Below are 14,324 nucleotides of genomic sequence, written 5' to 3' on the forward strand. Positions count from 1 at the left end.
TTTATGGAAAGAATCCCAATTCTGAAAATGGGAAGGTTTCTGCTTGTCACGATTCAGGTAGACTTATATGACAGACTCGCACTAACATTAGAGGAGGATCTCGTCCAAATGGTCTACGACACTGGTGCAAGCGGGGTGTTGATTGATATTTCTGCCTTATCGATAGTCGATTCGTTTATGGGCAGAATTATAGGAAATATTGCCGGTATGTCAAGTATCATGGATGCCGAAACGGTCGTTGTTGGCATGCAGCCTGCAGTAGCCATTACCCTTATTGAATTAGGTCTGCCATTGGCAGGAGTTCACACGGCTCTAAATGTGGAAAGGGGAATGGCACTGCTTGAATCACGGATGTCTGCACGTCCGGATGATACCTCCGATGCCGATGACGATTAAAGAAAACATGGCAATTCAGCAGGAACGCGATTTGGTTTACTGCCGTAACCGGGTTAAGGAAATTGCCGCCAAGATAGGTATGGGTATTGTGAACCAGACTAAATTGATTACTGCCACCAGCGAGATCGCGCGTAATATGCTTAGATATGCTGGTGGTGGAAATGTGAAGGTAGAAGTTATAACCAGAGGAAAGCTGGAAGGTTTACAATTGGTCTTTGAAGATTCAGGCCCTGGAATACCTGATATTAATAAGGCAATGCAGGATGGTTTTACCACAGGAAATACGCTGGGATTAGGTCTTCCGGGTGCAAAAAGGCTTGTCAATGAATTTGCAATCCAAAGCGTTGTCGGCAAGGGAACGACGGTGAAAATTTTAAAGTGGAAGAATGGATAATTATAAACAGCAGGTTTTTAGCCTCACAGACCGTAGTTATCTAAACATTTTAAAAAAGGATATTCTTAAAATCGGTCAGAAAGTAGAGCTAAGTCCGAAGAAGCTCGCAGAGCTTGATTTGATCGTTTCAGAAATTGCAACAAACCTTTTAAAACACGCAGGAGGTGGCGAGATTATTGTCAGGCCATTAATTGATCCAAATAACCGGGGTGTAGAACTGCTAAGTATTGACAAAGGCCCCGGGATGACAGATCCTGCGAAAATGATTGAAGACGGTGTTTCGACAACCAACACATTGGGACATGGCCTGGGTTCAATTAAAAGGCTATCAGACCAGTTTCAGCTCTATTCAGTAAAAGGGTGGGGAACTGTGCTTTTGTCGAGAATTTTTCAGCAGCCTCCCGTGTCTTTTCCGGTTTCGAAAATAGGAGTATATCCGATAGTACTTAATAAGCCCGGGGAGACAGTTTGTGGTGATGCCTATGCATTTAAGTTTAATCCTTATTTTGTGAAGGTTATGCTGGCAGACGGTCTGGGGCATGGGCCATTGGCAAACCAGGCTTCGGAGAAAGCCTGTGAGGTTTTCCGCAAATCCACCTTCAACAATCCCAGTGACATCATTAATGATATTCACAAGCAGGTCAAGGATACCCGTGGACTTGTTGCCACAGCCGCCGTGTATGATATTGTCAACAAAAATTGGAAAATATGTGGCGTTGGTAATATCTCTACCAGGTTATGTAATGCGATAACATCTAAAACGCATATGCCGTATAACGGTATAGTCGGAATGAACATCTCATCAAGACTTGAATCGCAAACCATTCAGAATGAGACAGGAGGATATATGGTATTTTGTTCTGATGGGATTTCCACACGTTGGGAAACTTCAAAACACCCGTCTGTTTTTAAGTATGATCTTTCTATTTTGGCTGCCATAATATATAAGGATTTCGCGCGTCACTCCGATGATATGTCCGTCGTTGTTGTTAAAGTAAATTAGCATGATGCATCAGATAAGTGTTTTCAATCTGGAAAATGACCAGGATATTGTTTTGGCGCACAAAAGATCCATGCAACTCGCTGAAATGTGTGGTTTAGGATTGGTTGCCCAAACAAGCCTTGCAACGGCCGTGTCAGAAATTGCCAGGTTCATGATCGAAATCCAGGCTCATGCAAGCATACGCCTCTCGCTAGGTAAAGCACCCATGAATCTGTCTGCGATTTGCGCCAGTATTTACAGTCCTTCTATAAATAATATTGATATTTCTAATGAGAAGTTTCAATATGCAAAACGGTTAGTTAATGAGTTTGTGGTTTCATCCACAGAGGTCTGCATGTATTTGGAACTTCCCAGGAATGTGGCGTTCAACACCAGCTTTATAGATAAGTGCAAAAACAGGTTTAAGAATTCGCAACCTATTTCACCTTACGATGAAGTCAAGAGGAAGAATGCTGAACTTCAGCAAATGGCGGATAGTCTTCTACAAAGCGAAAATCGTTATCAGCAGCTGACAAACTCATTACCATTGATGATGTTTATCCTGGCCGAGGATGGACAAATGCTTTATGCCAATGAATGGTTTTTAAATTTTACAGGCAAAAATCTTCAAAGTCTGAACAAAACCAATTGGCTGAACTGGCTTAGTGTTCACCATGTTCAGGTTGATTTTGAAAGTCTCAGGCAATTGCTTGAACTAAAACAGGCATTTCAGCAGGAAGTTTTGCTCACCACGCTGGATGGGTCGACTGTTTGGCATTTGTTGTCCCTAACTCCTCAGGGTAACGACTTAAAACAGGAAAACATACAATGGTTTGGTTTCATTGTCAACATTCATGCACAGAAAGTCGTTGAAAAAACCCTTCGGGATAACCAGGAATTGATCCAGATCAAAATCGCTATGGAAGCGCATGAAAAGCAACTGGATCAAACAATACAGGAACTTAACAGGAGCAATCAGGAGCTGGCAAGATATGCATATGTGGCATCCCATGATTTACAGGAGCCAACCAGAAAGATTATTCTTCTTTCCAGCATGATCATGGATCGCTATAAGTCGACTATTCCGCCGGAGGCTAATGGTTTGCTGGATCGTATTAAAGGGTCTGCGGATCGTATGCAGGCTCTTGTAACAGATCTTTTGGTTTACTCCCGAATAGACTCCGGCGAAAGAAAGCTTGATGAACACGCGGAATTGTCTGACATTGTCAGTGTTGCCAGCGAGAATCTGGAATTTACAATCCGTGAGGTTAACGCCCGTATTAACCTGAATGGCTCATATGTTCTGTTGGGCAACACCATTCAGCTTCAGCAACTATTTCAGAATCTGATCGGTAATGCAGTTAAATTTGCTGGAATGGGTTTGGTTCCTGTAATCAATATTAATGCACAACCATTGTCTCATTTGCAAGTTGCCAGTCTGAATCTTCCCGGATCCGACTGGCTTTCCATAGATGTGTGTGATAACGGAATAGGCTTTGATGAAAGTTTCGCCGAAAGGATTTTCGAGGTTTTTCAGCGACTTCATTCACGAACTCAATACACAGGAACGGGTATCGGCCTATCGATTTGTAAAAAGATTGTAGAACTGCATGGCGGCCGAATTTCAGTGACCAGCGAAGAGGGTAAAGGGTCCGTATTTACCCTCACATTACCCTATTTACCTACACTGGTAAATTGGACTAATCCACGTATGTAAAAAAAACTCAGCAGCTGCCATAGTTTGTTATGGATGGATATAGTTTAAGTCAGGTCATATCATGATTCGTTTTTGTTAAGCTTTTGATGGATTTTTTTAATTCACTAATGTTATTGAAGGTAATAACGGCACCAGTTCTTAGTTGACCGACTGCATCTCTTCGTTCGTGCTTTACATATCTTCGTTGTTGTCTATTTCAGAAACATAAGCATGCTGGCATGCGAAGAGTTACCTGTTTTTTTTATTCTGATATTTGTAAGAATACATCTTACCGGCAAGTCAGATATTTGGATAGTTGACCAATGTGTAGTAAGTTACCAAAAATGTCCCTGTACACATTTCATCTGTGTAAATAGGTGTAGGTATAATTGAAAGGGCTACCTTGCCGGTTATTAATCTTCCTGCATCATTTTGTGACAAAGTCATATCAGTTTTACTTGAAAACGCCTTTTTTATTAACATCCCTCACGTTTTTTCTAACCCTTGTTTGTGGAGCCTTTGCGCAGCAACCGATGTTTACCAGTCAGCATCGTTTTGGTATAGAAGATGGTTTACCACAGAGTTTCGTCTCAGGCATTACGCAGGATAAAGATGGATTTATCTGGATTGCTACTCTGGATGGACTCAGCCGCTATGACGGACGCAGTTTCAAAAATTTCAGGAACCGGCCAGGTGACCCGACCAGTCTGTCCCGGAATGCAATCTACAAGATGTTTCCGCAGGCCAATAACAAGGTGACCTTAATCTACGAAGGAGCATTTTATGACACTTTTGACCTGCGAACTTTCCGGTCAGCTCGTAGCCCTCATTTGCCTTCACTCTACAAAATTCCAAACGCGAAGCCTCTTGTGATGAATTCGGGTAACATTTACAATGGCACTGACTGGATTTTTTCCATGAATCCGGGAAAGGGAATCGGATGGAGAAATAGTAAAACCGGAAAGACATATTACGCAAATGTGGCTAACAGATTGCTTAAAAAGGACACAATCAGCGCATTTTTTCAAACTATCAACGGCAGGATTTTCCTGGTTTCAGAGGATGGCGTTCAGATAAGCAATACATCAAAAAACCGCTTTGAATTTATCCGTTTCCAAACCAACGTAAAAAAACTTGCTCCGGCGCGTTATATCGAGAATAGGTTGTACGCAGGATCTGTGGCTTTGCTATCAGAAAACAGGCTGCTGGTATATCAGTCTGATACCCTTGTAATGCTGGATCTTGCAAGAAAAACAACCAAAAACATAGCTATTCCTGCGGCAAGACCAGGCGTTTACAGGGAAATGGAAAAATTGCTTTGCCTGGATGCAAGAGGGCAGGCTTACTTTATAAATGGCGGAAGCGTATTTCGCATCGATAAGGAAGACAAGCCTGAACTGGTATGGCAAAATACCGCTTCTCCTAATACCAACATTACGGCATTCTTTGTCGACTCCGGGAATGTGCTTTGGCTGAGTATAAATGCCCAGGGCATTATCAGGATAGATTTGAATGCAATGCCGTTCCAGTCTTACCGGTATAAGCACAGTTTTGTCGCCGACGTTCTTGAAAAGGCCGGCATTGCACCCTCTTTGATTCCGGCCAAATGGCTTGATCCTGTAGGTGCGTACTATTTCCGGCAGGCCCGTGACAGTAAAAACAGACTTTATTTATGTAAAAACCCTTACAATGACAATGAAATTTTCAGCTATGACGGCAAGACTTTAGCAAAATTCCGGCAAACTATAAAGATGGGAATTTTCTCTGCTCTTGTTATAACACCTGATAATCAAATCAGCGTTTTTGACCAGAGAAGTGCCAATTGGTATAATTGGAAAACACCCCAGTCGGTTCCTGATTCGGTTCAGTTTGGGAAGGCACACATGAACAAAACTGAACTGGCCGATGCGTATTATCTTGGCGGCAGCCTCTGGCTTTCTACTTATGCAGAAGGGTTACTGCAATACCGGGGCAACAAGCGGATCAACCAGTTTGCGGGTAAACAGCCCGGCAATGCCGGATTTATGCCGAGAGAACTTACAGAAATCTGTATTAATCCTTTTAACAAAAATCAGTTTTGGATCGGATCCCGAGGCGGCGGGCTTATTCTATGGGATCTGGCCAAAGGATTGCAGAAGGTATACACCGTTGACGATGGCCTGCCCAACAACACCATTTATTGTATAGTACCCGATAACACCGGCAAGATTTGGTGCAGTACCAATAAAGGGATTTTTAGATTTGATCCGAAAACGAAAGCGATTAACAGTTTTGAAAAACCTGACGGGCTACAAGGCAATGAATTCAACAGGGCACATAAATTCAGGTTTGCCGACGGACGTATTGCTTTTGGAGGAACGGAAGGTTATACGATTTTTAATCCGGCGGATTTTAACCAGCAAAAACAGGAAATTAACGTTCCGATACAACTGACAAATCTTCAGATCAATAATGAACCGCAGGGGCATACCGAACGAAACAGTATCATCAGTGAACCATTGGCGTCGCTGACAAGCATTGAGCTGCCATATGACAAAAACTATCTCCGGTTCGAATTTGCAGCAATGCTTTTTAATCAGCCTCAGAAAACAAAGTACCGCTACCGGCTGCAGGGCACAAAGAATACGGGGTGGATTGAAAACGGCACGAGCAATGTGGCCTCCTACGCCTCACTCCCTGCCGGCTCATACAAGTTACAGATCAATGCAACAGACTATAACGGACTTTGGAGTTCGGGTATCAAAGAAATAGCCATAACAATCCGTCCTGCATTTTGGGCAACTTTATGGGCTTACATTGTTTATGGGCTGATTTTACTTGCGCTAGGCCGCTGGTATTTCGTTTTCAGAGAGCGAAGAATCCTGACAGAACAAAATTTGGCTTTTGGAAAGCGGGAAGCATTAAGGCTTAGAGAAATGGATGAAATGAAAGACCGCTTTTTCAGCAATGTCACCCATGAATTCAGAACACCATTGACACTGATTATCAGCCCGCTGGAAAAACTCCTGACTGATGTCTCATTATCTCAAACGGTTATACAAACTTTACAAACAATTCACAGGAATTCCTCTCAGTTGCTGCATCTGAGCAACGAGTTTCTGGATTTTTCCAAACTGAACAATGGGCAAATCCGGTTAAATCTTTCCTCTGGCGAACTTTCATTCTTTGTATCAGACTGCATGAAGGCTTTTGAGACGGCAGCACTGGCAAAAAACATCCGGCTTATTATCTCGGTTGATCTGATACAAGGCCATTACATGTTTGATCATGAAAAATGGCGAAAGATTGTCTCCAACCTGGTTAGTAATGCATTGAAATTTACGCCAATATATGGTGAAATTTCCTTATTTCTTACGCCCGCCACGGATGACATGGTAAGGCTTGAAGTGACCGACAATGGACCTGGGATCACGGCCGATCAACAGTTGAAAATATTTGACAGGTTTTATCAGGCAGACGACTCGGCTATACGAAATTTTGGCGGAACAGGTATTGGCCTTTCACTGGTAAAAGAACTTGTGGATCTAATGAACGGCTCGATAAGGGTCGATAGCGAGATGGGCGCGTATAGTAAGTTCACAGTTGAAGTACCATTATCAAAGGTTCTTGCGACACAGGAAAATTCGCCGCAGATCTCAATTAACAGTACGCAGGCGACCCGGGACGATCGGGAACAGGCGCTGGTTATGATTGTTGAAGACAACACGGAACTGCTTTCGTTCATTACAAACAGCTTGGATGATACGTACCATGTAATCTCTGCTTCAAATGGCCTTAAAGCGTGGGAATTGATGTTGGAAGAACTTCCGGATATTGTGGTCAGCGATGTGATGATGCCTGGGCGCGATGGCTTTGATCTGTGTGAATTGTGTAAGACAGACCCAAGAACTGCCCATATCGGTTTTATTCTATTGACTTCAAAATCCGCGCATGATGCACGCATGAAGGGACTTCAGGCCGGCGCTGATGACTACATGACTAAACCATTTCAAATGGCTGAGCTGGATTTGCGGGTATCCAACCTCTTTCGTTTACAGCAAAGGGTAAGAACCCAGTTAAGAACCCGGCTCTTCAGTACTACGCCTCGGGAAAAACCACCGGTGGTTACCGACACTTTTCTGGCCCGCTTGTATGAAGTGATTGAAAACAACCTAACCGATCCCAGCCTGGACGTTGATTATCTTTGTAAAGTTTCGTTGATGAGCCGCAGTACACTGAACCGGAAATTAAAATCGCTGCTCGGCATGTCCCCAAATGATCTGATCCGGCAATACAGGCTTCAAAAGGCAACCGAATATCTCGACTTCGGGCTGGATATTACTTCCACAACATTTAAGACAGGCTTTAGCAGCCCGTCCTATTTTAGTCAGTGTTTCAGAGAACAATATGGAATGACCCCCTCAGAATACATTTCAAAGGCCATTTGACCCAAATTTGATAGGATTTGACCCAAAACTGATAGGGATCAGCGGGGCTGAAAGATAGTTTTGTAACATGAATCCACGTTACAAAACTTCCGAATCTTAACCTATGAACAGGTTTTTCAATTTATTCGCCATCCTGTTTTTGGCAACAGCTTTTCACGCAAAGGCACAATACATCACAGTCTGGAAAACAGACAATCCCGGCGCAAGCGCCGATAACCAAATTATAATTCCCGCAACAGGCACCAATTACAGCATTGCCTGGGAGGAAGTAGGTAATGCTGTAAATAATGGAACAGCAACTGGATCAGGGTCATACCTGCTTACTTTTCCTTTTGCGGGTATTTATCAGGTGAGCATTATTCCAGGCAGTGGCACATTTGACAGAATTAACTTTTCAAACACCGGAGACAAGAGCAAAATCCTTGAAGTAAAACAATGGGGTGAAATCCAGTGGAGCACAATGGCTGGTGCTTACAGTGGCTGTGCAAATTTGACTGTTACCGCTCCGGATATCCCCAATTTACAAAATGTATATTTTATGGCAAGTATGTTTGCGTCATGCTTAAAACTTACTGACGTCCCAAACATAAATCAGTGGGATGTTTCCCGCGTAGTGGACATGAGTAATATGTTCCAATCAACACTCTTCAATAGCGCTATCCAGGATTGGGACGTAAGTGATGTAAGAGTTATGTCCGATATGTTTTCAAGAGCATCCCGTTTTAACCAACCTCTGGAAAAATGGGACGTAAGCAGTGTTTTTGGTATGAACAACATGTTTGGTGCCGCAGCGAGTTTTAATCAACCTATCGGCAGTTGGAATGTAAGCAAGGTAACGTCAATGGTTGAAATGTTTAACGGCGCAAGAGCTTTTAACCAGCCATTAGAAAACTGGAACGTAAGCAACGTCACACACATGTCGTTTATGCTCCGGAATTCCGCATTTAACCAACCCATTGGTGGCTGGGAAATAAGAAAAGTTACTTATATGACCGACATGCTGGACGGTTCTGCAATGGATTGCATGAACATGACGCAAACTTTACAAGGCTGGGCGGCTGACATTAATACATCCAATAACATCACCTTTGGTGCATCTGATCGTACCTATGGCAGCGAAGGTGCCGCCGCATTAAAAATCCTGAGAGATAATAAAAGCTGGAACATAACAATAGGATCTCAGGTCGCCTGCACTGCGCTGGATGTATCTCTGATCCGGTTTGATGCGCACCAGGAAGCCGGAAAAGTAAAGCTGGAATGGGCCACAGCCAACGAAACTGATAATGATTATTTTGAAATAGAGCGGTCAGAAAATGCACTTAACTGGCAAGTCGTCAACCGCATCAAAGGAGCGGGAACCGTAACCTCTGCCAAAAACTATTCTGTAACAGATTCGGACCCTTTGGGAGGCACCTCGTACTACCGGCTGAAATATGTTGATTTGTCAGGCATTGCGGGTTATTCCAGAATCAGGGCTATTAATACTCCCGGTCCGGCAAGTCATGATCTTTATCCCAATCCTGCCACCACTTCCATCACAATTTCCGGAAAACCAGAAGGTCATTTAAAAATGTATAATTTATCAGGACTGGAAGTATTGCAAACAGAGATAAAAGCAGAAAAACAGCAAATCTCAGTGGGCCAGCTTCCAGCCGGAACTTACATCATCAAAATGGATGACGGCTGGAATGCAAAGTATATCAAAAGGTAATCTATGGATTTATTGCCAATCCTGATTCCACAATTTTATTTTAACCTACGCACCCAGTCAAATCACAAACTTTTCAAATCATTATGGATCACTCTACCTTATCTGCTGATCATCAGCTAAAAGAAACAAATTTTATAAAGAAAAAAAGATTTAGGTTCAAACCATTTTCACGGTTTAACAAGGTATACTTACTGGTAATAAGCTATATGCTTTTGTTTGCGCCTGCTTCATTTGCATTTACGATATGGTTTGGCGGCGTCAGTAATGACTGGCACACACCGCGCAACTGGTCAAATGGTATTCCCGATATAGACGATGACGTTAGAATAAATCCCTTAGCCCAAAACAGATATTCACCCGTCATTACATCTGAGGCTGTTGCCAAAAGTGTAGTGATAAATGGAGGCTTTCTTAAAATTACCATTGGCGGGGAACTGGCAGTTTCTGGTTCAGTATCCTGGGGAATAGATAATTCAGGTTCTATAGAAAACAATGGTACACTGAGCATTAATAATACAGGCCGTGATGGAATTTTGATGAGAACAACAGAGAGCCTTTTCACCAATAAGGGCACTTTAAGTATCGGAAATACTGGTAACATCGGAACTACGGGGGGGGGTACTACCGGTTCAGGTATTGCTAATTTTGGTAGTTTTGTAAACGAAAGCGGCTCTATTTCCATTAATCGAACATTAAGTTCAGGGAAATCAATTTTTGCCAGTGCTGCTATCTCCAATGAAGCTTCCTTCATTAATAAGGCCCGCATCAATATCGGAGGGTTTTCCGATGAACTTAACGTTGGCATTGGTTTATTGAACATAGGCCCTTCCGGCACTTTTTTTAACCAGGTTGGCGCAATCTTGTCTATCGACCAGGCTAGTGGCGACGGAATAGCCAATTATACCATTGGAATAATTACCAATCAAGGTGCTATCAGCATTGGGGCGGAAGGAAGTATTAGCGGTTATGGAATACTTAACTCTGCCACTTTCGAAAATAACGGCTGTGCAGCCTATTTAAACATTGCATCAGATAATATCATAAATAGTACGGGAACGTTCAACAACTCAGGCACCATCATTGAAAATTCTACCGGTAATAGCAACATCTACTACAACACGGGTATGGTACAAAACCTGAATGGTGGCAACTTTAATATTAGAATTGGTCCTGGCGCGATCACCACCAATGGACTAATATGGAAAGGATGCACCAGCGCGGATTGGAATACTCCGTCTAACTGGAATGTCCATACAGTACCTACGGCAAGCGATGACGTGACTATTGTATACAGATATCTGGATTATAAACCCGTCATAAATATAGCTAACGCGGTCGCAAAGTCAGTCAGTGTGGAAAGCGGAGGTGTCCTTAACATATCTGATGCCGGCATACTGACGATTAACGTCGGTAATGGTTTTGGTATTTCAAATGCAGGAACAGTAACGAATAATGGCATTCTCAACATCGGTCTCACCACTGGCACCAGCTGGTACGGAATAAAAAATGAGGGAACATTCAATCATAACTCCGGGACAATCAATATTGATCATGCTAACCAGGCAGCGCTTTATAATGGTTCCGGCACTTTTACAAATCGTGCATCGCTTTTTCTCAAAACGATGGAAACAGCGCCCTATTTGGTAGACTCATACTCAGGTACAATCAGCAACAGTTCAACCGGAACTTTGCATGGTAGTGGTAAAATTCGATCTGCTTATTTCACTAATGACGGTGGAATCATTTCACTAGGAAATTCGCCTGGGTTATTGGCTTTTGATGGAAATGAAGATTTTAGCAATAGCACCCTGTCCATGGAAATTAATGGAACAGGTGTTGCAGGTACGGATTACGACCAGGTGGCAGTAAATGGAATAGCGACATTGGGCGGTACTTTGGCGCTTACTTTCAACCTTCCAATACCTATTGACGGAGATGTAATTACAATTTTAGACGCTACAAAATTATCCGGTACTTTTAATTCGGTAACAGGCTTGCCAGAGAACTGGACTGTAAAATACAACACACCAAATGCAGGAGAAGTAAGCCTTGTATATTCAAATGTACTGCCCGTAACCCTGGTATACTTCACAGCCAAAAAACTGGCAGAAGATGTAAAACTTGATTGGCAAACTACCTCAGAAACCAGTAATCAAGGTTTTGGCATTGAGCGCAAACATGATGATGGAAAATGGGAAAACATCGGATTTATGGATGGCCATGGAACCACAACAGAAAATCGGACTTATTCATTTTTAGATAAAAACCCGTTATCCGGTATGAATTATTACAGGTTGCGTCAGTTGGATTTTGACGGAAGTGCAGAATTGTCGCGGATTGTTAATGTAGAAACAGAAAGTGCAAACCTGGTAAAAATGTATCCAAATCCTACATCTGGAATACTGCATATAGAACGTGTAGAGTCCGGTGTGAAAATCTTTGATATTCTTGGCAGACTGGTGATGAATGTAACAATAGTCAATCAAAAAATTGACGTTTCTAGTCTTCCGGCTGGCTTATACTTCATAGCCGTTATTTCCGAAAACAGGGAAAAATCGATTTCGTTTGTGAAGCAGTAAGCAGTTCGAATTTGAATAATATACTTTACATTTTAACATCACAATTAATATCTAAACCTTGCCGACATGACTCCGGAAGAAAACAAGAAATTTATGAATGACTTTATCGAGAAAGTCATCAATAAGAAAAATTTAGATGCGGCCAACGAGCTCGTCTCCGAAGATTTTATTGAAGAAGTGCCGTTTCCCGGGCAGGGACCAGGTAGGGAAGGATTGAAATTTGTACTTAATTCGATGTTTACCGGATTTTCGGATATGATCTGGACAATCGATGAACAAATTGCCGAGGGGGAAAAGGTGGTAACCCGGTTTACCTGGACAGGAACACACCAGGGGGAATTTATGGGAATACCTGCAACCGGCAAAAAAGTGGAAGTTTGGGGTGTAGTAATCGACGTTGTCAGGAACGGATTATTTTCAGAAAGCCGGATGATCATGGATTCGGTTGGACTTTTGCAGCAATTGGGTGTGATGCCATAAGTTGAGGAAAAGCGAGGAAGAGCTGATCATCCAGGATACCGCCTACTGTGCAGTCAACGCTCTTAATGACCAGTCCAGTAGATAAACCGTCGCGATGTCCGTGTACGGTTTATTTTTTCCATAATTTTAATAACCAGTACTAAGAGATTATGTCCGCATTTATAAAATGACTTTCCAGATCACCTTTTTAGCTTGCCAATATTTTGGTTAGTGATTTTTGCTTCGGTGACAAGTTTAAATTTGTTGTACTACAAATTAGAAGAAGTTTTTCGGACCAATGAAATTTCTTCATCAACACCTTCAATAGCGATTCTGGCGTAGATTGGAGCCCTGCAATCTCATTAGCTTTGGCCTTAATTAGCCAAAACAGGATTGAGAGTTTCTGATTATTTTTCATTGTTCACACTGTTTAAGTTGTCAAATGGTTTTCTCCGGCAGAGCCGGGGCCAACACATTGATTTCCGAAACATCTGCTCACAAAAGTCTCTATCGGAAAATCTGTTACCTAATTTAGGGATTTCGAATTGTAACTGAATAGGTAACCGAATACCTTGATTCAGAATGAACTGCTTTTTACAAAAATGACTGATTATTAGATCATTATAAACAAAAAAAACGCCTCAAAAGGCGCTTTTAGTGATCCCGCTGGGATTCGAACCCAGGACCCATACATTAAAAGTGTATTGCTCTACCAGCTGAGCTACGGAATCATTATACGTTATCTATGTCCGATTAAAACCGGTTAAACTATTCAACCTTATATCTAATATTCAATTTTCAGATGTGGGATTCGGGGAGAATCTTTTTACTCGAATACTGTACTTGAAGTACAAATTGTTGTAGTCATCAGGAAGCCAACTGAACACTTGATAAGATGTGCTTCGTTTGTCACATTGTTATCGTGGTGCAAAAGTAGGATTATTGTGGTACAATGCAAATTTATATCATATATTTTTTTCTTCCTTTTAGTCCATTTGGCTTTAATTGGCTGTTTTTTAGAATTTTAAATATTGAAAAGAAGTGAAAAAAATTTCTGGATACTTGTGTTGACTTGGTTCGATATACATTTCTTCTCACTTAAATAGGGTACCAAGCAAGCGACCGAAGACTTTTTCGGTAATGGAATAATAATTGAGGGAAGCGGCTAAGTGACATTTAGCACCAAAATTGATTATGAAACCAGAGAACAGTTTAGAGCGATTTCTGAAAGCACAGGAGCGCGACTACCATACCGCGCTTGCAGAGATCAGAAACGGCAGAAAGCAAAGTCATTGGATATGGTATATTTTTCCGCAGATTGCTGGATTAGGATTTAGCAGCACCTCCGCATTTTACGCTATTCAAAACAAAACTGAAGCTGAAAGTTATTGGTCGCATCCGGTTTTGGGCGGCAGATTAAAAGAAGTGTCAAATGCAGTTTTAGGTATACAGGGAAAGACGGCAATTCAAATTATGGGTAGTCCGGATGATCTGAAACTGCGGTCCAGTATGACGCTGTTTAGTTTGGTCGAAAATGCAGATCCTGTTTTCCAGGCCGTTCTGGATAAATATTTCAACGGAAAGCCGGACCAGAAAACCATTGCACTGATACGAAATTAGGTGATATCTGATCTTAGATTAACGATAAAAGGCCGCCAGGGGGCTTCCCAGGCGGCTTTT

9 protein-coding genes and 1 tRNA gene are annotated in these 14,324 nt (G+C 42.2%); 9 read left to right on the forward strand and 1 reads right to left on the reverse strand.

Going from position 1 to position 14,324, the window contains the following annotated elements:
• The first annotated feature begins 3 nt into the window (after positions 1 to 3).
• The 8 genes from E0F88_RS14035 (at position 4) to E0F88_RS14070 (ending at position 12,665) form a co-directional block, all read left to right on the forward strand.
• Complete coding sequence (locus E0F88_RS14035) at positions 4 to 396, forward strand: STAS domain-containing protein (RefSeq protein ID WP_131958880.1); 393 nt, start codon at positions 4 to 6, stop codon at positions 394 to 396.
• Positions 386 to 790 carry an anti-sigma regulatory factor gene (locus E0F88_RS14040; RefSeq protein ID WP_220466284.1) on the forward strand — a complete coding sequence of 135 codons (405 nt, stop codon included), beginning with the start codon at positions 386 to 388 and terminating at the stop codon, positions 788 to 790. The genes E0F88_RS14035 and E0F88_RS14040 overlap by 11 nt, the downstream gene beginning before the upstream one ends.
• On the forward strand, positions 783 to 1,793 hold the full coding sequence (locus E0F88_RS14045) for an ATP-binding SpoIIE family protein phosphatase (protein WP_131958881.1): 1,011 nt from the start codon (positions 783 to 785) through the stop codon (positions 1,791 to 1,793). The genes E0F88_RS14040 and E0F88_RS14045 overlap by 8 nt, the downstream gene beginning before the upstream one ends.
• 1 nt (position 1,794) lies before the next feature.
• On the forward strand, positions 1,795 to 3,489 hold the full coding sequence (locus E0F88_RS14050; RefSeq protein WP_131958882.1) for an ATP-binding protein: 1,695 nt from the start codon (positions 1,795 to 1,797) through the stop codon (positions 3,487 to 3,489).
• A gap of 437 nt (positions 3,490 to 3,926) precedes the next feature.
• A complete protein-coding gene (locus E0F88_RS14055; RefSeq protein ID WP_220466286.1) occupies positions 3,927 to 7,895 on the forward strand; it encodes a hybrid sensor histidine kinase/response regulator transcription factor in 3,969 nt (1,322 codons plus the stop codon).
• A gap of 103 nt (positions 7,896 to 7,998) precedes the next feature.
• A complete protein-coding gene (locus E0F88_RS14060; RefSeq protein WP_131958884.1) occupies positions 7,999 to 9,606 on the forward strand; it encodes a BspA family leucine-rich repeat surface protein in 1,608 nt (535 codons plus the stop codon).
• 83 nt (positions 9,607 to 9,689) lie between these two features.
• Positions 9,690 to 12,185: a T9SS type A sorting domain-containing protein gene (locus E0F88_RS14065; RefSeq protein ID WP_131958885.1), complete on the forward strand. Its 2,496-nt coding sequence runs from the start codon at positions 9,690 to 9,692 to the stop codon at positions 12,183 to 12,185.
• 66 nt (positions 12,186 to 12,251) lie between these two features.
• Complete coding sequence (locus E0F88_RS14070) at positions 12,252 to 12,665, forward strand: ester cyclase (protein WP_131958886.1); 414 nt, start codon at positions 12,252 to 12,254, stop codon at positions 12,663 to 12,665.
• Between the two features lie 637 nt (positions 12,666 to 13,302).
• Here E0F88_RS14070 and E0F88_RS14075 read toward each other — a convergent pair.
• Positions 13,303 to 13,375 (reverse strand) — tRNA-Lys (locus tag E0F88_RS14075).
• A gap of 463 nt (positions 13,376 to 13,838) precedes the next feature.
• Between E0F88_RS14075 and E0F88_RS14080 the strand changes: the two genes are divergently transcribed.
• Entirely contained in the window at positions 13,839 to 14,264 is a 426-nt protein-coding gene (locus E0F88_RS14080) for a DUF1810 domain-containing protein (protein WP_131958887.1), read from the forward strand.
• The last annotated feature ends 60 nt before the right edge of the window (positions 14,265 to 14,324 follow it).

The organism is Dyadobacter psychrotolerans, from assembly GCF_004349265.1.
Classification (GTDB): domain Bacteria; phylum Bacteroidota; class Bacteroidia; order Cytophagales; family Spirosomataceae; genus Dyadobacter; species Dyadobacter psychrotolerans.

Coding starts and splice junctions, on each gene's coding strand:
- E0F88_RS14035 (WP_131958880.1), top strand. CDS start 4: ATGGAAAGAATCCCAATTCTGAAAATGGGAAGGTTTCTGCTTGTCACG.
- E0F88_RS14040 (WP_220466284.1), top strand. CDS start 386: ATGACGATTAAAGAAAACATGGCAATTCAGCAGGAACGCGATTTGGTT.
- E0F88_RS14045 (WP_131958881.1), top strand. CDS start 783: ATGGATAATTATAAACAGCAGGTTTTTAGCCTCACAGACCGTAGTTAT.
- E0F88_RS14050 (WP_131958882.1), top strand. CDS start 1,795: ATGATGCATCAGATAAGTGTTTTCAATCTGGAAAATGACCAGGATATT.
- E0F88_RS14060 (WP_131958884.1), top strand. CDS start 7,999: ATGAACAGGTTTTTCAATTTATTCGCCATCCTGTTTTTGGCAACAGCT.
- E0F88_RS14065 (WP_131958885.1), top strand. CDS start 9,690: ATGGATCACTCTACCTTATCTGCTGATCATCAGCTAAAAGAAACAAAT.
- E0F88_RS14070 (WP_131958886.1), top strand. CDS start 12,252: ATGACTCCGGAAGAAAACAAGAAATTTATGAATGACTTTATCGAGAAA.
- E0F88_RS14080 (WP_131958887.1), top strand. CDS start 13,839: ATGAAACCAGAGAACAGTTTAGAGCGATTTCTGAAAGCACAGGAGCGC.